Raw genomic sequence first — 26,155 nt, forward strand, 5'->3', positions numbered from 1 at the left:
TTCCTCAGGCCGGCCCGTTTGCTTGCAAATTCAAGACACAATAACAGCACTGTCAATTTGCGTAAATACATTATCCTTCATAGCTGTGCTATCCATGGCCGTAACGATCGTCTTATTTTTCACGCTCACAATCAAAGCCATCCCGTTCATAATGACTAGTGAGTCCTTGGCTCCTTTGGAGGCTGCTTTTTCTACAGCGTTTTGAATTTTCGCCATTTGCTCAGGCTTTATTTCAATTCCACGCTGCTGAAGGCGCTGCTCCGCATGATGACTCAGCTTAAGGACCTGCTCATTGAGAACTTGCTTAAACGATTTGGCATCGTTTCCCGGCGCAACCTGATCATGTGTGGTTCTATGACCTGCTGCAATTGCTGCGGGAAACAGGCGAGCTGCGGTCAGGCGGTCCGTCATTCGGATTCCTCTGCGGCCGAAATTTTCTTAATTTGGTCGAGAGGAACTTCAACTCCTTCCGCTACAGCATATTGGATTCCTTCCTTATAGACGATGGATTCAACAATTCCGGTTTCCGCTGTAATGTTCCCATCATCATCCTTCAATTCCCAATCGATGGATTTTCCGATGAGGTCGGAGGCCATACCGAGACTTTGGCGAAGCGACTTCATTTCGCTGGCCATATTGCTTAGCTGTTCTACGGATGTGAACTGGGCCATCTGGGCGATAAATTCCTTATCCTGCAGCGGCTGGGTCGGATCCTGATTTTGCAGCTGGACCATCAATATCTTAAGGAATTGGTCCTTCCCCATCGTATCGTTGGAATTGGAGTATGGCTTTGTTTTGTCATAGTACGTGCCATGAAATAGTCCTGTCGTCGGTGAAGACAACGGTGAGGATGAAGTCGACATGTTTTCACCTCCATACAATAAAATGGGCAGTTACCGCAAACACACTATGCAGAAACATCAATAGTTCCGCCGGACAGCTCTTTTTTCATTTGAGCAGCCTGTTCGTTCGAGATGGCTTCCATCTCATCCTGAATGCTTCCATCACTCTTCTTGGCCGTTTTGGAGCCCGATTGGTTACCAAATTGCTGCTGGCGCTGCTCTTGGAACATTCCTGAAGACATTCCGCCTTGAGTGACTTCCAACTTGTCGACTTGAAGTCCTAGGTTTTGCAGGTTTGCGCGCAGCTGAGCAAGCTGGCTCTCAATCATTTCCTTGCCATGCACAGTATCTGCGGCAAAGTGTGCGATAAGCTGTCCGTTCTGAAGCGTCAGCTTGATATCGACCTGTCCGAGGGTCTCAGGATGAAGCGTGATTTTGGCTTGTGTCCAGTCGCCTTCCTTAGCAATACGAATATTGCGAAGCATAAGCTCGCTCATTTCCTCTGCAAAGGCTTGTGCATGAACCAAATGAGGCATAGCACGGACCTGCTCGTTTTGGCTGCGCAAGCTGTCAACGGTCTGGCTCGTTATCCCGGTGGCCGTCCCTGAATCCAGAGCGGAATCAACGGCAATCTCATGGTTTGGCATAGACGAAGAGTCCTTCGGGCCATTCAGTAAATCAAGCTGGAACGGCATAACCGATCTCGATGCTAGATGATTGAGACTGGATTTGGCTTGTAACGCCGAGTTCATTTGTGACACAAAAGCTGCGGAGCCGGCAAGCTTCGAATCTGTCTGACTGCTTGAAGCTTGTTCCACTGCAGGCACATGCAGTTCCAGCTTTTTCTCCATGATCGGCTGCATCATTTCCTTAAAGGCTTGTGCAAGCTGCTGTAAACCAGGATGGTTCGGCTGCTGCTGTACAGTCTGCACAAACTGACCCAGCAATTGCTTCCATTGTCCGGCACGGTCTGATGCCGCCTCAAGCGTATCGTTTTCACTCCATCCGCTGATTTGGTTCATTGCTGTCAGCTGTTCCTCTGTCAGTTGTGTATCATCCGACATAATAAACAACAGCTGTTGAAGCTGTGCAAACCAATCTTGAAGCTCCGGCTGGTTCAACAAGTCATTTAATTCATCCTGATCGCCTTCCAGCCACTTCGCCAGCTGATCTGCAATTTGCTCCAGGCCAGCCTCCTGGCCTTGCGGCGCATTTCCGCTTAACTGCAAGGTAAGCAGCTGCAGTGTCGCGGATAGTCCGGCTGCTTGTTCTTCAGCAGATGCTCCGGTTAGCCGCTGGTCCAGTACGTTGGAAAATAGAGCCGTTCCGCCTTCCTTCGCTTGCTTTGTGGAAGCTACCTGTCCGCCGGTCCCTGCAACTGTTGCTGAACTAACCATTACGTCCATATTTTTCACCTCCTTTCAGTTGCGAATCACCTGCCTGCTATTCTCCCAGCTTGGTTGCCAAAACGGCGGCAACATCTTTGTTCGCATCAGCGATAGCGGCCAAAAGCTGTCCTCGTGCGGTATTATCCATGGCATGTAAAATACTCAGGACTTTAGGCTGGTTTGCCGTATTCATTGCAATGAGAATGGCGGCTGCACTTTTGGCATTCATGCCGGAAAAGGTTTGTCCCAAATCGGTTGCAGACATTTTGTCCGCCGTCTTCGTATCGATACCGTTAATAGCCAATCGCTCCTGAAGAGCAGCGATTTCCCGATCCTTGACCGGAACGATGTCCTTCATCAGGATGGAAGCTTCAGCCGCTTTCTTGGCATCCATCTTCTCCAAAATTTTAACCCGTTCATCCGGCTTCATCTCACTGAGAACAAGCACCTGCTCTTTCAAGGTCAGGTTCTCTATGATTGGAGCTGATTTACTTGGAGTCATCTTGGCATAAACCGATGCAAGCGCCTGAACCTGCTTGGTATACTCTTCTTCCGTTTGGATTTTCGTCTTGAGACGCTCCTCCAAATCAGCCACTTGCTTCATCAAATCTGCAATCGTCTGATCCTTTTGCTTCACTTGAACGTCCAGGTCAGCCAGACTTGATTCCTGCTCCGCCGTCTTGGCCTTCAAATCAGCCATTTCCTGGGCAGAGCTCGCGGCTTTTCCCATACTCCCTTTATCTGTAGTGACCGCCGGTGTTTCAGAAACCGGATCCGGAACGATTTTCTCCAGAAAAGGAATTTGATTTCCAATCTTCAGCATGCTTCCCTTGATGTCATAATCAAACAAGGACAGCAGGACGCCAAGTAAAATCGTAACAAAAACCAGGGGGATGAGAAATAAATAAAGCAATCTCTCAAACGTACCGTAGCCTGTTCGCTCGACATCAGATCCAGCCATGACGCCCCCTCCTTTCCAAGCTACTACATAATGTGTGAGTGACGAACCGTAGCGATTTCATCAAGTTCTTCCTGTTCTTGTTTGCGAATTTTGCCAACAAAGCTTTCGTAAGCCCGTTCCTTGGCTTTATTCCATACCTTTTCCTGCAGCATCTTTTCCGACAAAAATACTTGCTTCTGTGAGACTTCGTTTTGTGCGCGATGTACCTCCTGACGCTTTTGTTGAATGCGATGGTCCAAATGCTGCATGTAATGCTGCGCTGCTATCATTTCGGAGATGGTTGCCTTGCGCTCCGCCGTCCCCAGCATACGTTCGTGCGTGCTGGTTTTCTCGGCCTGCAATCCTTGAAGTGAACTTTCTTCCTCATTTAGCTTGCCGATCGCTTTGGAAAGCATCCACTCGGCCTGGCTTTTCTCGTTAGCCTTCAAATCCACCAGCTTTTGAAAGGAATACTTGAATTTCATTCACTCAGCTCCTGTAAAATTGATGCATTAATTGGTCCATCGCCTCTGAATGAGATACCTTCTCGTGCACTGCTTGCCTTGTAAAATCATTAATTGTGTGGATGTAATCCATCGCCAAATCAATTTCATTGTTAGAACCGCGCTGGTACGCCCCAATATTAATTAAGTCTTCCGAATCTTTATAAATGGACAACAACCGTTTTAAATTATTGGCTGCCGTCATTTGCTCCGGCGAAGTAATCTCTTTCATGACCCGGCTTACACTCGCCAGCACGTTAATCGCCGGAAAATGGCCTTTATTGGCGATACTGCGGTCAAGCACAATGTGCCCGTCAAGTATCCCCCGCACCGCATCGGCAATGGGCTCATTCATATCATCACCGTCCACAAGCACCGTGTAGAATGCGGTAATCGAGCCTTTGGGACCCGTCCCTGAGCGCTCCAGCAGCTTAGGAAGCATTGCAAAAACCGACGGCGTATAGCCCCGTGTTGCAGGCGGCTCGCCTACAGCTAGTCCAACCTCACGCTGTGCCATGGCGTAACGGGTAACCGAGTCCATCATGAGCATAACGTTTAATCCGCGGTCGCGAAAATATTCTGCGATAGAGGTTGCGATTTGAGCCCCTTTAATACGAATCAGCGCCGGCTGGTCAGAAGTAGCGACAATGACAACCGAGCGGGCAAGTCCTTCAGGACCCAAATCCCGTTCAATGAAGTCTAGCACTTCCCGGCCGCGTTCGCCTATGAGCGCAATCACATTGACATCCGCCGATGTGTTGCGGGCTATCATGCCGAGCAGTGTACTTTTCCCGACACCGGAGCCTGCAAAGATACCGACACGCTGCCCTTTGCCTATTGTCAGCAGTCCGTCAATGCACCGTACGCCAACGCTAATCGGCTCAAGCACGCGCGGTCTCATTAACGGGTTCGCCGGTGTGTTGTGGGTGGAATATTGCGCCATCCGTGCGGGCAGGAACGTCCCGTCCAGCGGTTGTCCCAGACCGTCCAGCACTTTACCCAGAAGCTCGTGTCCGACTTGAATCGTCAGGGGCTTTCCGGTGCCGACAACGTCGCACCCAGGACCAATTGATTGAAGCTCCCCAAGCGGCATCAGAATAACCTTATTGTTGCGAAAGCCCACCACCTCGGCTTTAAGCGGCACATCCGACTTCATCGGATAAATGTAGCAAACATCGCCTATGCTGGCATCAGGACCTTCGGATTCAACGGTTAAACCAATAACCTGCGTCACTTTTCCATTGACCCGCACCGGGTCAATATGCTGTAAATAATCCATGTATCTCGCAAAGTTGAGCGCTTTACTCATTGGTTAGCCTTCCTCACTTTGTGCAGCGATTTGCTGTAGTGCCTTTTTGATTTCATTGAGCTGTGTGTCCACTCTGGCGTCAATGCTGCCAAAAGAAGAACGTACAACGCAGCCGAAATCCCGAACTGTCGCATCCGGAATAATTTGCAGCTCGGCTTGAGAATCAATGGAAAGCTGCAGCTCATCCCTTGCATTTTGAATAAAGCTGTAGTTGGACGGAGCGACACACAAAGTGATGATTCCTTGTTCTCGGCGCCGCTGCAGCGTGCGTTGGACGAGCTCGATGATCCAGCCTTTTTCGATAGAAAGCTGGTGTCCAATCACCTTCTCAGCAATCGAGCAGCTTAGCTCAATCAAGAAGGGCTCGGATTCCTGAATGACTTGCTGCTTGGTCAATGCTGCCTGCTCAACGATTTGCTTGGCCTCATCCAGCATCGTCTGATAACTCGCCAATACCTCCTGCCGGGCCTGCTCTTCGCCTTCCTGGTAGCCTTGCTCGTAGCCTGAGAGACGGGCGTGTTCCTGGGTTTGTTCATCCAGCTCACGCTTTTCATTCCACCAAGCCTCAATCTCTTCCTGGGCTTGCAGCTTCATCTGCTGTGCTTCATCAAAAGCGGAGCGAACGGTTTCCTCTGCTAATGCTTCGGCATCACGGAGCATTTCTTCTTTCGTTTTTTTCGCTTCCTTCAGTTCTTCCTCAATGGCCCTTTTGAGCTCCGAAACATCTTCTTCAACCGCTTCGTTTTTCATTTGAAGCTGCTTGACAAGAATTTCCTTGGAATCCCCCAGAACTTGGTAGTAGTTGGATTTAATGACATTAGACAATAATATCATCTCCTCCGCCACGAGCAATGATGATTTCACCTGACTCTTCTAAGCGGCGTATCGTAGACACAATCCGGGTTTGTGCTTCTTCAACATCACGAAGCCGCACAGGCCCCATGTATTCCATTTCTTCCTTGAACGTTTCGGCCATCCGCTTGGACATGTTCCGGAAAATGGTTTCACGCACTTCCTCGCTGGCCACTTTAAGCGCGAGCTGCAGGTCGGCATTTTCAATATCCCGGATAATCCTCTGAATCGACCGGTTGTCGATATTCACGATATCCTCGAAGACAAACATACGTTTCTTGATTTCTTCCGCCAGCTCCGGATCTTGAATTTCCAAGGAATCCAGAATGGTACGCTCGGTTCCGCGGTCTACCCCGTTCAAAATTTGAACGATAGCTTCAATACCGCCGGCTGTCGTGTAATCTTGTGTAACTGTAGAGGACAGCTTCTGCTCCAACACACGTTCCACCTGATTGATAACTTCCGGAGAAGTGCTGTCCATCAGCGCGATCCGCTTCGCCACATCCGCCTGCTTGTCCTGCGGCAGCGAAGACAGAATAATGGATGATTGATCCGGCTGCAAATAAGATAAAATCAATGCAATGGTTTGCGGATTCTCATTTTGAATAAAGTTCAAAATTTGTGCCGGATCCGCTTTTCTCGCAAAATCGAATGGTCTTACCTGCAGCGTTGCTGTCAGACGGTTAATAATATCGATGGCCTTCTGAGAGCCTAGCGCCTTCTCCAAAATTTCCTTCGCGTATTGAATACCGCCTTGCGAAATAAATTCTTGCGCCAAACAAATTTGATGGAATTCGGATAAAATGGATTCCTTCTCGGACGTATCTACTTTTCGCACACTTGCAATTTCCAGCGTCAGCTGTTCAATTTCTTCCTCACGCAAGTGTTTAAAAATTTGCGCAGAAACCTCAGGACCCAAGCTGATAAGAAGAATCGCTGCTTTTTGTCGGCCAGTCAGACCTTGCTGCATCATTTTCGCCACGCATCACACCTCTATTCATCAACTAACCATGTACGCAATAGATTCACAAACTCTTCAGGTTTCTTCTTGGCCAGCTGTTCAAGCTGCTTGCGAACTTGACTTTCATTGTTGACACTATCCAAATCAATTGTCGGGTACTCGATTTGAGATTGTTCCGCCAGCTCCTCCTCTTCAATCGCCGCTGATTTCCGTTTGCGGAACGCCAGATAACCGAGACCGCCAATCAACAGCAGCGCTAATGCCCCTGCGCCATACAACCAGTAACTCAATCCGCTTGCAGCCGTTTCCGTATTTCCTGCGAACGTTTGTGAGATCACCGTTACCCGTGATGCGAGCTGTTCATTGGTTAAGGTTTGCCCGCTGTCAGCCAATGAGGTAGAAACGATACTTGTAAGCAACTTTTCGACCGCTTGTCTCGTCTCAGGTGTAAGGGAATCCGGATTGTTGCGATCAGGAGGCTCAATTCCCACACTTAAGGACAAATCGCGTACAACATACGGACTGGAAACAACAGCTTCTTTAATCCGGTTAACTTCACGATTAACCGTACGCTGCACTTCTTCCGAGCTGACCTTGCCGGAGCCGGAGCTTCCCGGATATCCCGGAACGTCGGTTCCGCCTGTGCCCGGCACGCCGCCGGTAGATGATCCGCCGTCGCTCTCAAGCGTTTTTTGAATTTCCTGCACGCTGATGTCAATTCCTTGCTGGTCGACAACCGGAGTAACCAGATTGCGTTCCGTGTTCCGCTGGTCAAAGTTCATCGTTGCCGTCGCTACGGCAATGACCTTGTTTTGACCAAGAACGGCGCCCAGCATGGAAGTGATTTTTTTCTGAATGTCTGCTTCAAACTGCTTTTTGATTTGGAACTGCTCCGCCGCCTGGTTTTTGGCGCTGCCAGCAAAGCCCGTACTTTTGGAGTAAGGCATCTGTTCCCCATTGTGGTCCGAGATCGTAATGTTCTCGTACTTCATCTTGGGAATTGATTTCTGAACCAGGCTGTACATCGTATCAATTTGTGTTTGATCGAACTGGAATCCCGGTGCGATGCTCAAAATAACGGCTGCCGACGATTCCTGCAAATTCTCGTTTCTCACAAACACATTTTCTTTGGGCAGTGTGATCATCACTTTAGAGTTCTGCACGCCGTTTATTTTGTTAAACATTTGCTGCAGTTCGCCTTGAACTGCATTGATATATTTGACATTAAACTCATTGTCGGACATCCCGAACGTGCTTTTACCGCTAAAATCGCCGTACCCGAGCGATCCGCTTTTATTGAGGCCCTGAGATTCAACATCAAGACGGACAGAAGCAACCTTGTCTTTCGGAACTCCGATGGAGCGGCCGTCCGGGCTTAGCTGGTATTCGACCTTGTTGCCGTCCAGGTATGCTTTGATAGCTGCAGCGTCATTCGGCTGCAAATCCGTAAATGCCGTGGCGTATTCCGTTTTGGAAAGACTTAAGGATACGATTAGAATGGCTGCGATTAGCATAACTGCTATACCGCCGATTATGTATTTTTGTGTCTTATTAAACTGATTCCAATATTGAGACGCACGCTCTTTATATTGGATTAACGTGTCATTCACAATGTCACCCCGCTAAAGCATTCGCTAAGTCGTCGTATACGATTAGAGCTGCGTTCTCATGATATCTTGATAGGCTTCGATGACTTTATTGCGAATTTGAACCGTCAATTCCAAACCGAGCGAAGCTTTCTCGGAAGCAATCAATAACTGGTGTACATCCGCCAGCTCGCCGCTCACGAACTGCCCGGATAATTTGTCGACTTGTGCCTGCTGCTCGTTCACCTTGCCCAAAGCATCCGATAAATATTCGCCGAATTGTTTAGAAAGCTCTACAGCACCTGGTTGTTGTGCAGCAGCCGGTTTCGCTGCAGCCATAGGACTCAGGCCCGCGACGCTCTTTATATCCATTATTTTCATCCCCCCTCAGAGTAGTCTTATCTGCCGATTTCGAGCGCCTTAGTTAACATGGATTTGGACGCATTTAAAGCTGTGACGTTCGCCTCATAGGAACGGGTGGCCGACATCATATCAACCATTTCTTTCAGCATATCCACGTTCGGCAGCTGAACGAAGCCATTCTCGTCCGCATCCGGATGAGTCGGATTATAGACTTGCTTAAACGGCGCGGTATCTTCCGTAATCCGGGACACCTTAATCCCTTCTCCGGTTGCATCCCGCACACTGCCCTGAAGCACTTGCTGAAACGGTACCTGAGCCTTGGGCTCCATAACAACCAGCTTACGCTGGTAAGGCACCCATTTCCCATCCACCATCCGGCCGCGTGTCGTATCGGCGTTGGCAATATTCGAGGAGATTACATCCATGCGCAGACGCTGCGCAGTCAAAGCTGAAGAACTGATATCAAACCCATTGTTCAGCCTCAAAATCATCTACCCCCTATCGCTGTACGTATTTTTTTGAATTCATTGTTTTCCTGTTGGATTAGAACGTTATAGCGGAGTTGATTTTTGGCCAGAAGCGACATTTCCGAATCAATATCCACGTTGTTCAAATCATTGTTGATTGTGGTACTGTCGTCTCTCTCTATCGTGGCACTTTGGGGTTGCTGTCTGCCAATGTAAAAATGACGGGGATCAGTCCTGTAACCTTCTAATTTCGGGAGTTGCCCAAGCTCTTTTTGCAAGTATTCTTCGAAGCGGACATCGGAACGCTTGAATCGAGGGGTGTCAACATTAGCGATATTGTTGGATATCACATTTTGTCGAAGCACTGCTGCATCAAGTGTACGTTCCATCAGGCTCATGCTTGGCTTATTCAGTAAAAACATGGTTTTTACCTCTTTCACGTCATTATTTTTTGAGTTACTACTTCAACAGGTGCTATTAAATATCCTTCTTCATTCGACAGAATTCTTAAAAATAATTTGGACCATTGTCTAGATTTGTAAACAGAAAACAATGTCTATGATGAAGAAGTCCCGGGCAAAAGACAATGAGAAAAAAGCCCTATCTTTATTCAAGATAGGACTTTTAGGCAACAAAAAATGTCGAATGTTAAAAAGATCACAGAAATTCAATTCTTCATTCGAGACAATTGTTGTACAAGCTTTTCATTTAAAATTTTAATGTAGGTCCCTTTCATTCCCAGGGAGCGCGTTTCAATAACACTGGCGCTTTCCAGCTTGCGAAGGGCATTGACGATGACCGAACGGGTAATGCCGACGCGATCAGCGATTTTACTGGCGACCAGCAGCCCTTCCTTGCCTTTCAGCTCTTCAAAAATGTGCTCAACGGCCTCCATCTCGCTATATGACAGCGAGTTCACAGCAACCTGAACCACCGTCTGGTTCCGGGCTTCCTGCTCCATTTCTTCTGCCCGTTCCCGTAAAATCTCCATGCCCACAATGGTAGAGCCGTATTCCGCCAAAATCAGATCGTCTTCCACAAACGGATCATCCGATCGGCACAGCACAAGTGTACCGAGCCGGTCACCGCCTCCCATGATCGGGATAATGGTCAAATGCCCGCATTGTAGAAATTGCTGAATCGTTTGGGTATATCCGGCATATGGCCCGCTAGTATCCATATCGTCGGACGTTTCTTCGATTCGCTTCAGCGTATTGTTGTATTCCGAAGGAATCCGCCTGTCGTCACAGATCATATCTTGCAGCTCGCTGTTAGCCAGCGGCCGCACCAAGCTGTATCCCAGGATTTTCCCCTTCCTGCTAACGACATATACATTAGCGCGAATCGTTTCCCGCAGCACCTCCGCCATATCCATGAAGCTTAAAGAGCTGCCTGCTGCCCGCTGCAGCAATTTATTCAAGGTGCGCGTTTTGTTGAGTAAATTCATTTCTGTTCCTCCTGATACCCTTCCTGCCTACATCAACAGCTTATAGAATGTACTGACTTAAGTCACGATTTTGAGCAATGTCAGAAATTTTCTCCCTTACATATTCCGGAGTAATTACAATCCGCTCCAGGGTGATTTCCGGGGCTTCAAAAGATAAGTCTTCCAGCAGCTTTTCCAAAATCGTATGCAGACGGCGGGCGCCGATATTTTCTGTGTTTTGATTTACTTCTGCGGCAATGCGGGCCAACTCGACGATAGCATCATCGGAAAAATCAACGCGGATGCCCTCGGTTTCCAGCAGTGCGGTATATTGCTTGGTAAGCGCATTTTGGGGTTCCTTCAAAATAAGAACGAAATCATCCTGTGTCAGATTGCTAAGCTCGACGCGAATAGGGAATCTGCCCTGCAATTCGGGAATCAAATCCGACGGCTTCGAAATATGAAAAGCACCGGCTGCAATAAAGAGCACATAGTCCGTTTTTACCGGTCCATATTTAGTTACGACCGTAGAGCCCTCCACAATGGGTAAAATGTCCCTTTGCACTCCTTCTCTAGACACATCCGGTCCAGAGCCTCTGCTATGACTTGCAATTTTGTCAATCTCATCAATGAAAATAATACCGGATTGCTCTGCACGGCTGATCGCCTCTTGAATAACCTCATCCATATCCATCAGCTTCTGAGCTTCTTCCTGAATCAAGACCTTGCGCGCTTCTTTGACGGGAAGCTTGCGTCTTTTCGTCCGCTTAGGCAGCAGACTTCCGAACATCTCCTGCATATTCATGCCCATCTGTTCATTGCCCTGTCCCGCGAACATGTCCATCATCGAAGGTGAATTGTCTTCCACCTCGATTTCGACAATCTCATTCTCCAGCTCACCCTTCAAGAGCTGCTGGAAAACCTGCTCGCGACGGGAGGAAATCGCCGGGTCCTCCTCTTCCGCCACTGTATTTTGATTGGACGAGCCAAACAGCATTTCCAGCGGATTTTTCTGCGCTTTGCCGCGGTTAGGAGCAGGAACCAGCAGAGCGACCAGACGATCGTTAGCCATTTTCTCCGCCTTGTCCTTCAGCTTCTCCGCTTTCTCCGCCTTTACCATACGAATCGCTGTTTCCACCAAATCCCTGACCATCGACTCCACGTCCCGGCCTACATAGCCTACCTCCGTGAATTTGGTAGCCTCCAGCTTCACAAAAGGTGCGTTGACCAGCTTGGCAAGACGTCTGGCAATTTCCGTTTTGCCAACCCCCGTTGGGCCAATCATAAGAATATTTTTCGGGACAATTTCATCGCGAATGGATTCATCCAGCAGACTGCGCCGGTAACGATTGCGAAGCGCTACGGCCACCGATTTTTTGGCTTTCTTTTGACCTACAACATATTTATCGAGCTCCGCCACGATCTGCTTCGGCGTCAGCGCTTGTTTATTCATGTCGGCGTCCCCTTTCGGTTACTCTATTTCTTCCAAAATAATGTTGTGGTTCGTAAAGACACAAATATCCGCTGCGGTTTCCAGGGCGGCTTTGGCGATTTGTCCTGCGCTCAAATGGCCGGAATGAACTTTCAGTGCCCGCCCGGCCGCAAGAGCGTAGCCCCCTCCTGATCCGATCGCCAGAATGCCGTCATCAGGTTCAATGATTTCGCCGTTCCCCGAAACAAGCAGCAGGCTCTGAGCGTCCATCACGATCATCATCGCTTCCAGTCGGCGAAGCACGCGATCCGAACGCCAATCCTTGGCAAGCTCCACCGCAGCGCGCTGCAAATTTCCGCTGTGCTCCTCAAGCTTGGCCTCAAACTTCTCAAACAACGTGATGGCATCGGCAACGGACCCGGCAAACCCGGCTACAACCTTGCCCCGGTAAAGCCTGCGCACCTTTCTCGCCGTATGCTTCATGACCATCTGATTGCCGAATGTAACCTGGCCGTCTCCCGCAATCGCCCCTTTGCCTTGATGGCGCACTGCAAAAATTGTTGTCGCATGAAATTGGCTGCTCACAGGCATCCCCCGTTTCCGTAAATCTGCTTGAAATAAAACGAACGAAGCGCTGTTTGCTTGCCCGAGCCGCTTCGTTACGCATGAATTGTAAACATAATGTTCACCCGTTTACCTGTTTGCACTGCCTGAACATAAGGAACGGCAGCTGAGCCGGAACCGCGCCGCTGCCACATGGATCAATGTAAAACATGTATATCGTACCATAGTCATGGTTTTACTTACAAGTTGAATTGTGGATATTTTCTGAAAAATTACGTATGCTTGTTAATGCCCGCTGAGCGAGCTGTTCATTCTTTTCCTTTTTCCCGCGAATTCGTTCAGGAAGCGGCGGGAACAGCCCGAAATTGGCATTCATTGGCTGGAAATGCTTGGAGTCCGCTGTTGTAATATAGTTCGCCATGCTGCCAAGCGTTGTTTCATGCGGAAGCACCAGGCAATCCAGGCCCTTTGCCAGCCTAGCTGCATTGAGTCCTGCAATGAGACCGGAAGCCGCTGATTCCACATAGCCTTCCACGCCTGTCATTTGGCCTGCGAAGAAAAGCTTGCTTCTCCCCTTGAACTGATAGGTCGGCTCAAGCAGGGTCGGCGAGTTAATGAAGGTATTGCGATGCATGACCCCGTACCGGACAAACTCCGCATTTTCCAACCCGGGTATTAAGGAGAAAACCCGTTTCTGCTCGCCCCATTTCAGGTGCGTCTGAAAACCGACCAGATTGAACAAGGTTCCCGCTGCATTGTCCTGCCGCAGCTGAACGACTGCATACGGCAGCTTGCCTGTATGCGGATTTATAAGACCAACCGGCTTCATCGGGCCGTAAAGAGCGGTTTGCTTGCCTCGTGAAGCCATTACCTCAATCGGCATACAGCCCTCAAAATAAATTTCTTTCTCAAATTCTTTTACCGGCGCAGTTTCCGCAGTAATCAGAGCATCATGAAACAGGTTAAACTCTTCCTCTGTCATCGGACAGTTCAAATATGCCGCTTCGCCCTTATCATAACGGGAGGCCAGGTACACCTTGCTCATATCAATCGAATCCCGTTCAACAATCGGAGCCGCCGCATCATAAAAGTATAAATACTCCTGACCGGTCAGCGCCTTGAGATGATCGGAGAGCTCCGGTGATGTGAGAGGTCCGGTCGCTACCACGGTAATCCCGTCTACCGGCAGAGAGGTTAATTCCTCATTGCGCACCTCGATAAGCGGGTGATTTCTCAGCCGCGAGGTCACTTCGCCGGAGAAGCCGTCCCGATCTACCGCCAGTGCCCCGCCAGCCGGAACAGCGTGCTTGTCCGCGCAGCTCATAATAAGGGAATTCATGATCCGCATTTCTTCTTTAAGCACGCCCACAGCATTGGTCAAGCCGTTGGCCCGCAGCGAGTTGCTGCATACCAGCTCTGCGAAGTTATCGCTAATGTGAGCCGGGGTTTTACGTACAGGTCTCATTTCATAAAGCGTGACCGGCACGCCCTGACTGGCAATTTGCCATGCGGCTTCACTGCCGGCCAAACCCGCGCCGATCACGGTTACTCGTTCATTTGCGTTCAAAACAGGTTACTCCTCTTCTTTGTAATCACACTGGGTGCATTGAATCGTCTGTCCACTTTTACTGTTTTTCTCAATCATCATACTGCCGCAGCTAGGGCACGGCTTCGCCACCGGCTTATCCCATGATACGAAGTCACAGCCCGGATATTGATCGCAGCCGTAAAACATCCGTCCCTTTTTACTCCGCCGTTCAATGATTTTCCCTTCCTTGCACTTCGGGCACGTAACCCCCGTATCTTTGACAATCGGTTTTGTGTTCCGGCATTCAGGAAATCCGGTGCAGGCCAGGAATTTACCGAACCGGCCCATCTTGATAGCCATGAAGCGTCCGCATTTCTCGCATTGAATATCTGTAATTTCGTCCTGAAGCTCGACTTCCTTCATTTCTTCCTCAGCGACCTCTAGACGTTTCTCGAAGGAGGTATAAAACTCGTCAAGCACCTTGACCCAGTCCATTGCCCCGTCTTCCACATGGTCAAGTCCTTCTTCCATATGGGCGGTAAACTCCACGTTCAGGATTTCCGGGAAAAACTCCTCCATAAGCTGGATGACAAGCCCTCCAAGCTCAGTAGGGAAAAATTTCTTCTCTTCCATGGCAATATACCCGCGCTTCTGGATCGTATCCAGCGTAGGCGCGTACGTACTCGGTCGGCCGATTCCCCGCTCCTCCAGCTCCCTGACAAGTCTAGCTTCCGTATAACGCGGCGGCGGTTGTGTGAAATGCTGCTTCGGTTCAATTGAAGTCTGGTTCAGCGCGTCTCCTTGCTTGAGCGGCGGCAAAAACTTCTCATCCTCTGTTGCCCCGTCATCGCTGCCTTCAACGTACACCTTCATGAACCCCGGGAATTTCACCTTTGAGCCAACAGCTCTGAACAGGACTTCACCTGCACCGATATCAACGGTCATCGTATCCAAAACCGCCGAAGCCATTTGGCTTGCAACAAACCGCTCCCAGATGAGCTTATACAAACGAAGCTGATCCCGGCTGAGACTTTCCTTTACTTCTTCAGGCACACGCAATACGGATGTTGGACGGATGGCCTCATGCGCATCCTGGGCATTTGCCGTTTTCTTGCTGTAATTGCGAGGTGCTTCGGGAACGTAGGACGCTCCGTATTTTCCGGCTATATACTCCTTCGCCTCTTCCTGGGCAACAGGAGAAATCCGGGTTGAATCGGTACGCATATACGTAATTAAACCGACGGTGCCTTCCTTCCCAAGGTCAACCCCTTCATACAGCTGCTGAGCAATTTGCATCGTCTTGGCCGCGCGGAAATTCAGCTTGCGGGCCGCTTCCTGCTGGAGCGTACTTGTAATGAACGGCGCGGACGGATGACGCTGACGCTCCCGCTCCTTGACTTCCTTTACAATATAAGCTGCGCCTTGAATCGCATCCAGAATTTGCTGTACATCCGCTTCGCTGTGAAGCTCCTTCTTCTCCCCATTGGCACCGTAAAACTTTGCTTCAAATTCCTGCTTCGCCCCGGACAGCTGAATCGTAATGGACCAATACTCCTCCGGTTCGAATGCCTTGATTTCGTTCTCCCGGTCGATAATCAGCTTCACGGCGACTGATTGAACCCGCCCGGCGGATAAGCCCTTTTTCACCTTTTTCCACAGCAAGGGGCTAATCTTATAGCCGACTAGCCGGTCAAGAATACGGCGCGCCTGCTGGGCATTCACCAAATCCATATTAATCCGGCGCGGAGTTTTGAAGGCATCCTTTACCGCCTGCTTCGTAATCTCATTAAATACGACCCGGCATGGCTCTGTTTGTTCCAAATCCAAATAATGCGCCAAATGCCACGCAATCGCTTCCCCTTCGCGATCAGGGTCAGCCGCCAGATAAACGCGTTTTACTTTTTTGCTGGCGTCCTTGAGTTCCTTCAATACGCTTCCTTTGCCCCGAATCGTAATGTATTTCGGTTCGAAATTGTTCTCGACTTCAACACCGATTTGGCTCTTTGGAAGGTCTCGAATATGGCCCATCGAGGCTTTGACAATATATTTGCTGCCTAAGTATTTGCCGATCGTTTTGGCTTTTGCCGGTGATTCTACAATGACTAATGAATCTGCCATTCCCGAGCCTACCTCCCTCTGGCAACATTCTATTTATATTACAGTATACGCCGGACCCGGCTTTTGTTCGATTCTCTTTTTCATTAGCAAGGATAACAGAACTGAATGCAAATGTCCAAAAGAGAATCCGCTGCGCTCCAACAATAGGTCAAAAGTTACAGGATTTAGGCCGATCAAATCAAGCACTGCCTGTTCATCCGGCGGCAGCGCTTCCGGCTTATCACCTCCCGCTTTTCCCTTTGGACTGCGGGGAGCATGCCTGATGTACCTTTGGATTTCTACTAATATATCTTCACTGGTGGCGACCAGTTTCGCCCCTTGCTGAATTAAGCTGTTCGTCCCCCGGCTTTTGGGTGACGTGATCGGTCCGGGCACTGCATACACATCCCCGGATTGCTCCAGACACTGCTCAGCCGTGATGAGCGATCCGCTGCGATCCGCCGCCTCTACAACAAGAGTTCCCAGACTGAGCCCTGCAATAATACGATTACGCAGCGGAAACATTCCGGGATGCAGCGGCGTGTCAAGCGGGTATTCCGACAAAATAAGTCCCCGTTCGGCAATTTGCTCCAAAAGCGCGCGGTTCTCTCTAGGGTAAACCTCCCCTGCTGCACATCCCAGAACAGCAATTGTAGATCCGGCATGGGCAAGCGCTGCCCGGTGGGCCTCGCCGTCAATCCCTCTCGCTAAGCCGCTAACGACCGTCACACCGGCAGCCGACAGCTCCCCCGCCAGCTCGCCGGCCGCCTTGCGGCCATAAGCCGTTGGCATTCTTGTGCCCACAACAGCAATAGCCGGGCACTGCATAAGCTCCTGCCGACCCTGAGTGTACAGCACCCAGGGCGGCTGGGCAATGTGCCGGAGCCGTTCGGGATACTCTTCATCAAATACGGTGATTATCCCGATGTTAAGCCGGTTATAACGCTCCAGCTGCTGCTCCACCCACTGCTCCGTCATAGCGTCCGCAATCGTCCGGGCTTTGGCTGCCGGAACGCCGTGACGGGATATATCCTCCGCGCTCATGAATAGAAGCTGCTTCATGTCCACCAACCCGGCCATCAGTAAACGGATGGTTTTCCAGCCGATGCCGGACAGCTGATGAAGAGCAATTAAAATGCTGCGGTTATCCATTAGTATAAGCACTCCTTTACAAAGAAACAACTTTTGGCAAATACAAGAAAACTGATTCTAGCAAAAATAACGCTTCCGCTTCATCAGAAGCGCATAAACAGACAAAAAACACAGACAAAAAAACCTTTCATCCCCTTTAATAAGGGAATGAAAGGTTGCTTACCTTCCGGTATGTGCTTATTTTTTTGTAATGCATTTCTCCAGCAGGCCTTTTTCCTCAAGAACAGCAACGAGAGTCGAGCCCATTTCTGAAGGCGTCGGGGAAACGCGGATACCGCATGCCTCCAGTGTCGCCACCTTCTCAGCAGCTGTACCTTTACCGCCGGAAATGATCGCGCCCGCGTGGCCCATCCGTTTTCCTGGAGGCGCTGTTTGACCGCCGATGAAGCCGACAACCGGCTTCGTCATGTTGGCTTTAATCCACTCTGCAGCTTCTTCTTCTGCAGTGCCGCCGATTTCACCGATCATGATAACTGCATAGGTGTCCGGATCTTCGTTGAACAGCTTCAGAATATCGATGAACTCCGAGCCCTTAACCGGGTCTCCGCCAATACCTACTGCCGAGGATTGTCCGATACCGCGGGTGGTCAGCTGGTGTACAGCCTCGTAAGTCAGTGTCCCGGAACGGGATACGACCCCAACATGGCCTGGCGTATGGATGTAGCCCGGCATAATGCCGATTTTGCATTCGCCTGGTGTAATAACACCCGGGCAGTTCGGTCCGATCAGACGGGTGCGCTTGCCTTCCATGAAGCGGGCAACCTTAACCATGTCCAGAACAGGAATACCTTCTGTGATACAAATAGCGAGATCCAGATCGGCATCTACGGCTTCCATAATTGCATCCGCAGCAAAAGCCGGCGGAACGTAAATAACAGAAGCTGTCGCGCCTGTAGCCTGCTTCGCTTCAGCAACCGTGTTGAAAACCGGAAGCTGAACGGTTTCTCCGTTCTCCAGTGTAATGTCTACTTTGGTTCCGCCTTTGCCCGGAGTTACACCGCCGACCATTTGCGTACCATAATCCAAAGCCCCTTTGGCATGAAACAAGCCGGTAGCACCGGTGATGCCCTGGGTAATGACTTTTGTATTTTTATTAACCAGAATGCTCATTAGTAATGTGCTCCTCTCCGCTTTATTTTACAAGTGCTACGATTTTTTGCGCGCCGTCTGCCATCGAATCCGCAGCGACGATATTCAGACCGGACTCATTCAAGATTTTCTTGCCGAGCTCTACGTTCGTGCCTTCCAGACGGACTACGAGCGGACGGTTCAGACCCAGATCGCGCGCTGCCGCAACGACGCCCTCAGCAATAATGTCACATTTCATGATGCCGCCGAAAATGTTAACGAAAATCCCTTTGACCGCTTCATCCGACAGGATGATTTTGAACGCTTCCGTAACCTTCTCTTTGGTTGCGCCGCCGCCAACATCAAGGAAGTTCGCTGGCTCGCCGCCGTAATATTTAATAATGTCCATGGTCGCCATAGCCAGACCTGCGCCATTGACCATGCAGCCGATATTGCCGTCGAGGGCGATATAGCTCAGATCGAATTTGGACGCCTGGATTTCTTTTTCATCTTCTTCTTCCAGGTCGCGAAGCTCCAGAATATCTTTGTGGCGGAACAACGCGTTGGAATCGAAGTTCAATTTCGCATCAAGAGCCAGCACATCACCGCTGCCCGTAACAACAAGCGGGTTAATTTCGGCAATCGAACAGTCTTTATCTACGAATGCAGCATACAGAGCCAGCATGAATTTCACTGCTTTTTTCACAGCTTCATTCGGGATGTTGATTGCATAGGCCAGCTTTTGAGCCTGGAACGGCATCAAGCCTACTGCAGGATCAATCACTTCTTTGAAAATTTTCTCCGGCGAGTGTGCAGCGACTTCTTCAATCTCCGTGCCGCCCTCTTCGGATGCCATCATAACGACGCGTCCGGTGCTGCGGTCTACGACAACACCGACATAATATTCTTTCTTAATGTCACAGCCCTGCTCGATAAGAAGGCGCTTTACTTCTTTGCCTTCCGGACCGGTTTGGTGCGTGACCAGCACTTTACCCAAAATTTCCGAAGCGTATGTACGAACTTCGTCCAGGCCCTTGGCAACTTTGACGCCGCCTGCTTTACCGCGTCCACCTGCATGGATTTGCGCTTTTACGACAACTACAGGTGTCCCGAGTTCTTTGGCCGCTTCAACCGCTTCATCCACGGTAAATGCGACTTTGCCCTGAGGAACTGCAACGCCATATTGTCTCAGGACTTCTTTACCTTGATACTCATGGATATTCATTCTCGATTACTCCTCCTAGATCAATATCTGCATCAGCCGAATATACGTATTCGCTAATGGGCACGTTTTTCCTCTATCTCGATTCATGCTTATTTCGGATGAAACCGATGCTTTTTGTGTATTAGTCATCGCTCCCCGAAAGTAAACCTTATCTATTGTACCACATTCGTTCGACATCATCGTCAATTTTTCGCAAAAATTCATCAAACCTGCACAATAAAATAGAAACGGCCTCGATCCGCAGGGAACGACCGTTTCCATAGCCGTAATTTCTGAGTTATCTGTAGGTAGGCTGCACGTTCACCGGTGTTCGCGGTTCCCGCTCGGCCTGCTTGATAAAACGCAGCTCGTTGCCGGTAAAGCCGCATACCTGGCAGCTGATTTGAGCTTCCCCCGGATCGATGAATTCAGCGTCGGCCATTTGTGTGATTTGACCGGTTATCGCATCCTTCATAAACGGCTGGGCATAGCTGGCCACCACCCGAAACTTGGTGCGGTTGGAGCGGCAGTTTGGACAATAATAAGGCTTCGTCTCCATTGTAATTATCACCTCAAGGAAAGTATGTCCAAAATCAGCCAAGGTATGAATAAAAATTTGCAAAGCCTGTCCTTGTCAGAAGACCGCCTTATCCAGACACCGATACTGCAGCGCTTCGGCAATGTGGGCCGTCGTCAGGGCCTGCCCCCCTTCCAGATCGGCTATCGTTCTGGCCAGCTTCAATATCCGGTCATACGCCCGCATGCTCAGGCCAAGCGCTGCCACAGAGCTGTTCAGCAGCTGTCTCCCTTCAGCCGGAAGCTGGCAGTGCTTGCGCAGCAGGGAGCCGGAGAGCTCGCTGTTGAACCGGATCGGCTCGCCCGCATAGCGCTGCTTCTGGATCTCCACCGCCCCGGCAATCATGCCCCGCAGATCGGCCGAGCTGCAGCCCGCTGCCTGCGGGAGAGATGCTGCTTCACCCGGTTCAACCCGGGGAACCTCCACATGCATATCGATCCGATCCAGCAGCGGACCGGACAGCTTGCTTAGATACTGCCCGATTCTCAGCGGCGTGCAGCCGCACGGCTTCGAATCAATATTGGCGCCGTAAAAACCGCAAGGGCATGGATTCATCGAGGCCGCGAGCATAAAGTGAGCCGGGAACGTAAATACAGCCTTGGCCCGGCTCACGGTCACCGAACGGTCCTCCAGAGGCTGACGCAGCACCTCCAGCACATGGCGGGGAAATTCAGGAAGCTCATCGAGGTACAGCACGCCGTGATGGGCCAAGCTGACCTCGCCCGGCTTAGGAATGGCGCCGCCTCCGATAATGCCCCCGGCAGAGGTGGTATGGTGCGGCGCCCGGAACGGCCTCAGCCGGATTAGGCCGGTGCGTGCCGGCATCTTGCCCGCTGCACTATACACCTTCGTCACCTGCAGAGACTCCTCGTCGCTTAATACGGGCAGGATGCCCGGCAGTCGGCGCGCCATCATGGTCTTGCCGGAGCCCGGCGGCCCAATGAGCAGGATATTGTGCATACCAGCAGCGGCAATCAAAAGCGCGCGTTTGGCATGATGCTGGCCGACAACATCCCCGAAATCTTCTGCCCATGGCTGCCGTTCCCCCTCTGCGCCTGCCGAGACCGTGCGCGGCCCAGCGGCTTCTTCTGCAGCGGGGCTTGTCTCCCGCCCGCTGCTTGCCCCCAGCCCCCCTACTCCTTCTGTACCGGCCAGCTGCTGCAAGTGAACAAGCCCAACTGCGGCGACATCCGGGATTAACTCTGCCTCCAAGACATTGTACTGCGGCAAAAGCACAGCCTTCATGCCTTTGTACCTGGCAATGTCGACCATCGGCAGTACACCGGGGACCGGACGGACGGCACCGTCCAGCGCCAGCTCCCCGATAATCAGCGTGCTTCTGACGCTGTGCTCCGGCCACCGCAGCTGTCCGCTGGTCAGCAATATGCCGACAGCAATGGCCAAATCAAAAGCAGCGCCTTCCTTGCGCAGGTCGGCCGGGGCCAGATTCACCGTAATCCGTTCCAGCGGGAACGTAAAGCCGCAGTTTTTGATAGCCGCACGGACCCGCTCCATCGATTCCCGCACCGCCGAATCCGGCAAGCCTACAATTGAAAAATGCGGGAGGCCCCGGCTAATATCTACCTCCACCTCAATCAGCTGCCCGTCCACGCCGTGCAGACAGGCGCTGTACACTTTACCGTACATACGAAAAGCACCTTCCTCGCCAAGTTAATCCGCCTTAATGATGACGACATCTCTCGTCAAAATCCGGCAAATTCTACTGGAGAAAGGTGCTTCCTTATCCATCCGTTACCTATATTGTAGCTGATTTTGCAGGCGGCTGCAATTCGTTTTCCCGTTACATATCGGCTGATTTTTATTTCCAGGAAGGATTCGTTAAAAATCCAGCTCTTCCGACTCATCCGTGTCAAAGCGAGGATGATGGTGCAGCGCAGACAGATTGGACCAGATAATCCTATAGGTCCCTTTCTGGACTCCCCATTTTTAATCGTTGTAAAAGCATGTCACCAGCCCGGCCTCCTCCACGGCGATCGCACCCCTAGGACCCGAATGATAGCCAGCATCCGGCAAAATACCGGGGACTGCAGCGACCCCCGACTGATGGGCGGCTGAATATGATGACTGATGGGCTTCATCAGGGAAATGGCAAAGGGCCCTCTGACCCACAGTCTGGTTCAGAAGGCTTGCGAGGCTGTATTGTATTGTAAGATGTTACTACGGCAATAAGCGGAGGCACTGTTAAAACGCAGATTCATAATGACGCAGCTCAGCTTGCAGAAGCGTCCCTGCAGGGTCAACCTCAACGGTAATCACGTCAAAGCGCACAGCAGCATCCAGCTTGCGATTTTGATACAAATAAATTTCAGCGATGCCTCGAACCTGCTGCTGCTTGAAGGGTTGGACCGATTCGGCTGCGGTTCCGAAATGTCCGGTCGTCCGCCGAGTCCGAACCTCGACGAACACAATCGTTTCTCCAATGGTAGCGACAATGTCAATTTCCCCCGATCTGCAGCGCCAATTGCGGGCCGCGATCGTATACCCCTGCTCCTGCAAAAAGCGAGCGGCCCGCTCCTCCCCTTCTCTGCCCAGCGCTTTCCTGGGATCAGGACGCCTTGTTGGCCTTGTTGAAGGGGTCTGACGCTTGCTCTTGACAGCCCCGTTATATGATTTGCTGTCACATGCAGAGCCGCTGCCCGATGGATTTGGCGCCCGGCTTGAATCAACTGTCCGCCCTTCCGGCTTGCCCGCTTCATCAAGCTTCAAGGAACCTGCTGTCACCGACAGCACCTCCTTCGATGAAGAGGAGGGCTTATCGGCCTGTTTGTGACGATGGCTCACTGCTGTTCCTCTTCTCCTTCGCTTTGGCATCCGATCGGTAAACGAAGCTTAAAATCTCTGCAACAAGCTGATACAGCTCCGGGGGGATTTCCTGATTGATTTCCAGCTTGGACAGCACCTCCACCAGTGAGGGATCTTCCTGAATGGCAACACCGTGCTCGCGGGCTTTTTCCAATATTGATTCCGCCAGATGTCCCTTCCCCTTCGCCACCACGATAGGAGATTGGTTCTGATCCGGATTATAACGAAGTGCGACGGCTTGTTTGGTATGCTGCGGTGTTTGCTTCATACGCGCACATCCATACTTTTATACGGCTTGCCCTGCGCCAGATCGCCCCATACGGCCCCTGCTGCCGTCCCGCTCCAAGCCGAAGCTTGATTTGCCTGTTCCTGCGGAGACGGGAACGGATTGCATTTCAGAGATAGGAACTGATACCCGATACGTGCCAGTCCCTCTGTCATCTCCGGCCGGAAGTTGTCCATCAGCTCCGCCAGCACCGGATGATCGTTATGAATCGACAGGCTAACCATTTTATTCACGACCTGCACATCAACCAAGGTATCGCCAATCGCATTCATCCGTAAATCAAACAGCAAACGACAGTTACCCGCGTCAAGCTCCCCGCGCTTTCCTTTGCGGGATTGAATATGTACAGCCGCTGTCTGAGAGCCGTCAGGCTGCGTGATAGGCAGAAACAACGTTACATGCGAGAACATAGCGCTGCGGTCACCGCCTTGCAAAAGCTGTTGTCCCGTGATTTGCTGAAGCGAAGACTGCACCTGCTCTTTAAAAGAAGTCGGCAAATCATCACTTGCCTGCAGCTGAAGCAGCACGCTTTTGAGAGAATCCGGAAGGACCGGGCGGGTGCTCGCCTCCTCCGTTCTGGAAGCAGCCGCTGCGTGATCGGGCATATTCGCGGTAATCTGATGATCCGGCGTTTGCTTCTGCGCCAGCCCCAGCTTATCCATAGCAGCTGCAATTTGACGCTCGTTATCCATTCCGATCGCGTGGAGCAGCCGGGGAATCCACTGGTTATCTGCTTGCTGCTGCACAGCCGTTCCGGCAGCAGGGCTTTGCGCTGCATTGGCGCCGGCATTCGCCGCCGGGCCGGAGACGGGCTGCTGCTGCCCCGGCCCCGCCGGTGCAGGGTTCGGCTGCACGGCGGCCCCTGCCGTAGTCTGTGCCCCGGCGGAAACCTGAGCCTGACCCGTTACAGGCGAAGCGGTGCCGGACATCGACGGTGCGGCAGGCTGGGCATTCCCGGCCGCGTTCGTACCGGCAGCCGTTTGGGACGGCGGTTGCGCAGATGGAGCTGCTGCTCCCGCAGCCGTAGCGCGTCCGGCCTCCTGGACCCCGGCATTTGCGCCTGTGCCGCCAGTCACAAACTTGCCGGCTGTCTGTACAGCGTCCAGCTGCCGCAAAAGCTGCCCCAGCTGTTCTTTAGTCTGTGCGGGAAGCTTGGGGTCCTGAAGAAGCCCTTCCGCTTGCTGCCGCAAATGGCCGAGCTGCTCATGCATCGGACGGCCAAACAGCTGCTGGTGAAGCCCCGCAACGGTTTCCTGCGTCAACGGAAGATGCTTTTGGGCGGCTGTGGACGCGGCCTGAAGCCACTGTTCAGGAGATGCGCCCTTCGGTACATTTTCCATTAAGGAGGTGAACGCCTGCATATTTTCCTTTGTTAAAGGAACTCCGCTGCGCTGCATATCAAGAACAAGCTGCCGGTTGGTGCCGCTATCCTTCATCCCGAACGCTTTCAATATATCGGCCAGAGATTCGTCTGTGACCGGCACAGTTGAAGAAGACAACGGTTTAAGCATAATTTGGCCGTTGGCCGATTCCGGCTGCACCTGAAGCAGCGTCGCCTGGCCCTGCTGCAGCGGCAGCTCCAGATGCGCTCTGACCGGCGTTCCCCCGATATTGACGATTGCATCCTGGCCCGAAAGCATTTGCAAAACAACCCCGCGTACAATTTGACCGACCTTCAGCTCCACAGCCTTAGCATCCGTAACCTGAGCATCCCCTAGAATATTCCGCATTAACTGGCCGATATTCATGCCCATCCGTCATCCCCTCCCCTTTCTCCGCCAACGATTGGTGCCGCTGCCGGCTTCATGGTGCCTATGCAGATGCTTTAGTTCCAAGCAACATTTCCGTACACTTGCATAAAGAGCATAAAGAGAAAGCACTTCTCATGATTCCGTCCGCTGCAGCTCGGCCCTGCAGGAGCAACGGCAGCACCGATTGGCCTAAATATACAATCTTATGGTATATATCGGCCCTCCAAGCGGCTTCTGTTAGGTCTTCGCCATCCGAAAAGCGTCAGGAAACTAAAAAAGCTCCTGCTGCTCGAATTGAAAATTCCGCAGAAACGTTTTCCGATGCATCGGGCTTGCCCCATATGCCTCAAGCTGCTCCCGATGAAATTTGGTCCCGTATCCTTTATGTACTGCGATGCCATACTCCGGAAACTGCATGTCCCACTCCAAGCATAACCGGTCGCGCGTGACCTTCGCCACGATCGATGCAGCAGCAATCGATTGACTGAGCGCATCTCCATGAATAACTGCCATCTGTGGCAGCTCACTGTCCACCCGCTCGGCATCCACAAGCAAATACTCCGGTGTAATCTCCAAAGCCTCCAGGGCGATTCTCATCGCTAGGCGCGCCGCCTGTTTAATATTTATTTTATCTACCGCCGCCGCATCCACCCGGCCGATGCCGACTGCGACAGCCTCCTGCATAATAAGCTCGTAAAGCGCGTTCCTTTTTTTCTCGCTTAATTTCTTGGAATCGTTAATGCCCTCGTACTGCTTGTCCGGTGGCAGGATGACCGCCGCCGCAATAACATCGCCGAACAAGCATCCTCTTCCGACCTCATCTATCCCCGCAATATGCTGAATGCCTTGCTCCCATAGCTTCATCTCATAATCTAACAAACCGATTTCCCCTTTGCACAGCTTTCCTTCCAGAAGAACAAGCTTTCCCGTTTTCTTATCATAAAATGACCCCGGCAAAGAAGCAATCCCCTTTTATCAAATCAGGTCGGATGATGACGGCTTCAAGCCATAAAAAAACACCATCGGTCCAGGCAAG

26 protein-coding genes are annotated in these 26,155 nt (G+C 51.3%); all 26 read right to left on the reverse strand.

The genetic code is table 11. From position 1 onward, the window contains the following. Positions 1–30: 30 nt before the first annotated feature. A complete protein-coding gene (locus WBG83_RS16555) occupies positions 31–411 on the reverse strand; it encodes a TIGR02530 family flagellar biosynthesis protein (protein ID WP_336746319.1) in 381 nt (126 codons plus the stop codon). Then, the gene (locus WBG83_RS16560) at positions 408–863 is read right to left on the reverse strand and encodes a flagellar hook capping FlgD N-terminal domain-containing protein (RefSeq protein ID WP_336746320.1); all 456 of its coding nucleotides are present in this window, start codon (positions 861–863) and stop codon (positions 408–410) included. Before WBG83_RS16560 ends, WBG83_RS16555 begins: the two co-directional genes overlap by 4 nt. Before the next feature lie 44 nt (positions 864–907). After that, positions 908–2,248 (reverse strand): flagellar hook-length control protein FliK, encoded by a 1,341-nt coding sequence (locus WBG83_RS16565; protein WP_336746321.1) that lies wholly within the window; start codon positions 2,246–2,248, stop codon positions 908–910. 37 nt (positions 2,249–2,285) lie between these two features. Next, positions 2,286–3,191 carry a MotE family protein gene (locus WBG83_RS16570; RefSeq protein ID WP_336746322.1) on the reverse strand — a complete coding sequence of 302 codons (906 nt, stop codon included), beginning with the start codon at positions 3,189–3,191 and terminating at the stop codon, positions 2,286–2,288. 23 nt (positions 3,192–3,214) lie between these two features. Continuing rightward, on the reverse strand, positions 3,215–3,655 hold the full coding sequence (gene fliJ / locus WBG83_RS16575) for a flagellar export protein FliJ (protein ID WP_336746323.1): 441 nt from the start codon (positions 3,653–3,655) through the stop codon (positions 3,215–3,217). A 4-nt stretch (positions 3,656–3,659) separates the two neighbouring features. Next, positions 3,660–4,982 (reverse strand): flagellar protein export ATPase FliI, encoded by a 1,323-nt coding sequence (gene fliI / locus WBG83_RS16580; protein ID WP_336746325.1) that lies wholly within the window; start codon positions 4,980–4,982, stop codon positions 3,660–3,662. A gap of 3 nt (positions 4,983–4,985) precedes the next feature. Beyond that, the gene (gene fliH / locus WBG83_RS16585) at positions 4,986–5,807 is read right to left on the reverse strand and encodes a flagellar assembly protein FliH (protein ID WP_336746327.1); all 822 of its coding nucleotides are present in this window, start codon (positions 5,805–5,807) and stop codon (positions 4,986–4,988) included. Beyond that, entirely contained in the window at positions 5,800–6,807 is a 1,008-nt protein-coding gene (fliG, locus tag WBG83_RS16590) for a flagellar motor switch protein FliG (protein ID WP_442955848.1), read from the reverse strand. The genes fliH and fliG overlap by 8 nt, the downstream gene beginning before the upstream one ends. Positions 6,808–6,827: 20 nt before the next feature. Then, positions 6,828–8,405, reverse strand: a complete 1,578-nt coding sequence (fliF, locus tag WBG83_RS16595) for a flagellar basal-body MS-ring/collar protein FliF (RefSeq protein ID WP_336746331.1) — start codon at positions 8,403–8,405, stop codon at positions 6,828–6,830. Between the two features lie 42 nt (positions 8,406–8,447). Continuing rightward, positions 8,448–8,753 (reverse strand): flagellar hook-basal body complex protein FliE, encoded by a 306-nt coding sequence (gene fliE / locus WBG83_RS16600; RefSeq protein WP_336746333.1) that lies wholly within the window; start codon positions 8,751–8,753, stop codon positions 8,448–8,450. 26 nt (positions 8,754–8,779) lie between these two features. Then, on the reverse strand, positions 8,780–9,229 hold the full coding sequence (gene flgC / locus WBG83_RS16605) for a flagellar basal body rod protein FlgC (protein ID WP_336746335.1): 450 nt from the start codon (positions 9,227–9,229) through the stop codon (positions 8,780–8,782). Between the two features lie 2 nt (positions 9,230–9,231). Then, positions 9,232–9,633, reverse strand: a complete 402-nt coding sequence (gene flgB / locus WBG83_RS16610; RefSeq protein ID WP_336746338.1) for a flagellar basal body rod protein FlgB — start codon at positions 9,631–9,633, stop codon at positions 9,232–9,234. Positions 9,634–9,878: 245 nt separating this feature from the next. Continuing rightward, positions 9,879–10,658: a GTP-sensing pleiotropic transcriptional regulator CodY gene (gene codY / locus WBG83_RS16615; RefSeq protein WP_336746339.1), complete on the reverse strand. Its 780-nt coding sequence runs from the start codon at positions 10,656–10,658 to the stop codon at positions 9,879–9,881. A 40-nt stretch (positions 10,659–10,698) separates the two neighbouring features. After that, entirely contained in the window at positions 10,699–12,090 is a 1,392-nt protein-coding gene (gene hslU / locus WBG83_RS16620) for an ATP-dependent protease ATPase subunit HslU (protein ID WP_336746340.1), read from the reverse strand. An 18-nt stretch (positions 12,091–12,108) separates the two neighbouring features. Next, positions 12,109–12,654, reverse strand: a complete 546-nt coding sequence (gene hslV, locus WBG83_RS16625; RefSeq protein ID WP_336746341.1) for an ATP-dependent protease subunit HslV — start codon at positions 12,652–12,654, stop codon at positions 12,109–12,111. 214 nt (positions 12,655–12,868) lie between these two features. Continuing rightward, complete coding sequence (trmFO, locus tag WBG83_RS16630) at positions 12,869–14,200, reverse strand: FADH(2)-oxidizing methylenetetrahydrofolate--tRNA-(uracil(54)-C(5))-methyltransferase TrmFO (RefSeq protein ID WP_336746343.1); 1,332 nt, start codon at positions 14,198–14,200, stop codon at positions 12,869–12,871. Positions 14,201–14,206: 6 nt separating this feature from the next. Beyond that, the gene (gene topA / locus WBG83_RS16635) at positions 14,207–16,279 is read right to left on the reverse strand and encodes a type I DNA topoisomerase (RefSeq protein ID WP_336746344.1); all 2,073 of its coding nucleotides are present in this window, start codon (positions 16,277–16,279) and stop codon (positions 14,207–14,209) included. 33 nt (positions 16,280–16,312) lie between these two features. Next, entirely contained in the window at positions 16,313–17,410 is a 1,098-nt protein-coding gene (gene dprA, locus WBG83_RS16640) for a DNA-processing protein DprA (protein ID WP_336746345.1), read from the reverse strand. Between the two features lie 177 nt (positions 17,411–17,587). After that, complete coding sequence (sucD, locus tag WBG83_RS16645) at positions 17,588–18,520, reverse strand: succinate--CoA ligase subunit alpha (RefSeq protein WP_336746346.1); 933 nt, start codon at positions 18,518–18,520, stop codon at positions 17,588–17,590. 22 nt (positions 18,521–18,542) lie between these two features. Beyond that, positions 18,543–19,703, reverse strand: coding sequence for an ADP-forming succinate--CoA ligase subunit beta (gene sucC / locus WBG83_RS16650; protein WP_336746347.1), 1,161 nt, complete (start codon positions 19,701–19,703; stop codon positions 18,543–18,545). Between the two features lie 277 nt (positions 19,704–19,980). Further along, the gene (locus WBG83_RS16655; RefSeq protein ID WP_336746348.1) at positions 19,981–20,241 is read right to left on the reverse strand and encodes a hypothetical protein; all 261 of its coding nucleotides are present in this window, start codon (positions 20,239–20,241) and stop codon (positions 19,981–19,983) included. Between the two features lie 75 nt (positions 20,242–20,316). Continuing rightward, positions 20,317–21,906 (reverse strand): YifB family Mg chelatase-like AAA ATPase, encoded by a 1,590-nt coding sequence (locus WBG83_RS16660; RefSeq protein WP_336746350.1) that lies wholly within the window; start codon positions 21,904–21,906, stop codon positions 20,317–20,319. Positions 21,907–22,461: 555 nt separating this feature from the next. Beyond that, entirely contained in the window at positions 22,462–23,061 is a 600-nt protein-coding gene (locus tag WBG83_RS16665; RefSeq protein WP_336746352.1) for a YraN family protein, read from the reverse strand. Beyond that, positions 23,033–23,350: an EscU/YscU/HrcU family type III secretion system export apparatus switch protein gene (locus WBG83_RS16670; RefSeq protein WP_336746353.1), complete on the reverse strand. Its 318-nt coding sequence runs from the start codon at positions 23,348–23,350 to the stop codon at positions 23,033–23,035. The genes WBG83_RS16665 and WBG83_RS16670 overlap by 29 nt, the downstream gene beginning before the upstream one ends. Beyond that, positions 23,347–25,122 carry a hypothetical protein gene (locus tag WBG83_RS16675; RefSeq protein ID WP_336746354.1) on the reverse strand — a complete coding sequence of 592 codons (1,776 nt, stop codon included), beginning with the start codon at positions 25,120–25,122 and terminating at the stop codon, positions 23,347–23,349. The genes WBG83_RS16670 and WBG83_RS16675 overlap by 4 nt, the downstream gene beginning before the upstream one ends. Positions 25,123–25,389: 267 nt before the next feature. Further along, entirely contained in the window at positions 25,390–25,998 is a 609-nt protein-coding gene (locus tag WBG83_RS16680; protein WP_336746386.1) for a ribonuclease HII, read from the reverse strand. Positions 25,999–26,155 lie beyond the last annotated feature (157 nt).

The organism is Paenibacillus sp. y28, assembly GCF_037137075.1.
In the GTDB taxonomy this organism is placed as follows: Bacteria; Bacillota; Bacilli; order Paenibacillales; family NBRC-103111; genus JBBBNV01.

Bases quoted from the DNA above. Each gene is read 5' to 3' on its own strand.
- WBG83_RS16555 (WP_336746319.1), bottom strand. From the start codon at position 411: ATGACGGACCGCCTGACCGCAGCTCGCCTGTTTCCCGCAGCAATTGCA.
- WBG83_RS16560 (WP_336746320.1), bottom strand. From the start codon at position 863: ATGTCGACTTCATCCTCACCGTTGTCTTCACCGACGACAGGACTATTT.
- WBG83_RS16565 (WP_336746321.1), bottom strand. From the start codon at position 2,248: ATGGACGTAATGGTTAGTTCAGCAACAGTTGCAGGGACCGGCGGACAG.
- WBG83_RS16570 (WP_336746322.1), bottom strand. From the start codon at position 3,191: ATGGCTGGATCTGATGTCGAGCGAACAGGCTACGGTACGTTTGAGAGA.
- fliJ (WP_336746323.1), bottom strand. From the start codon at position 3,655: ATGAAATTCAAGTATTCCTTTCAAAAGCTGGTGGATTTGAAGGCTAAC.
- fliI (WP_336746325.1), bottom strand. From the start codon at position 4,982: ATGAGTAAAGCGCTCAACTTTGCGAGATACATGGATTATTTACAGCAT.
- fliG (WP_442955848.1), bottom strand. From the start codon at position 6,807: ATGATGCAGCAAGGTCTGACTGGCCGACAAAAAGCAGCGATTCTTCTT.
- fliE (WP_336746333.1), bottom strand. From the start codon at position 8,753: ATGGATATAAAGAGCGTCGCGGGCCTGAGTCCTATGGCTGCAGCGAAA.
- flgB (WP_336746338.1), bottom strand. From the start codon at position 9,633: ATGTTTTTACTGAATAAGCCAAGCATGAGCCTGATGGAACGTACACTT.
- codY (WP_336746339.1), bottom strand. From the start codon at position 10,658: ATGAATTTACTCAACAAAACGCGCACCTTGAATAAATTGCTGCAGCGG.
- hslU (WP_336746340.1), bottom strand. From the start codon at position 12,090: ATGAATAAACAAGCGCTGACGCCGAAGCAGATCGTGGCGGAGCTCGAT.
- topA (WP_336746344.1), bottom strand. From the start codon at position 16,279: ATGGCAGATTCATTAGTCATTGTAGAATCACCGGCAAAAGCCAAAACG.
- dprA (WP_336746345.1), bottom strand. From the start codon at position 17,410: ATGGATAACCGCAGCATTTTAATTGCTCTTCATCAGCTGTCCGGCATC.
- sucD (WP_336746346.1), bottom strand. From the start codon at position 18,520: ATGAGCATTCTGGTTAATAAAAATACAAAAGTCATTACCCAGGGCATC.
- sucC (WP_336746347.1), bottom strand. From the start codon at position 19,703: ATGAATATCCATGAGTATCAAGGTAAAGAAGTCCTGAGACAATATGGC.
- WBG83_RS16655 (WP_336746348.1), bottom strand. From the start codon at position 20,241: ATGGAGACGAAGCCTTATTATTGTCCAAACTGCCGCTCCAACCGCACC.
- WBG83_RS16660 (WP_336746350.1), bottom strand. From the start codon at position 21,906: ATGTACGGTAAAGTGTACAGCGCCTGTCTGCACGGCGTGGACGGGCAG.
- WBG83_RS16670 (WP_336746353.1), bottom strand. From the start codon at position 23,350: ATGAAGCAAACACCGCAGCATACCAAACAAGCCGTCGCACTTCGTTAT.
- WBG83_RS16675 (WP_336746354.1), bottom strand. From the start codon at position 25,122: ATGGGCATGAATATCGGCCAGTTAATGCGGAATATTCTAGGGGATGCT.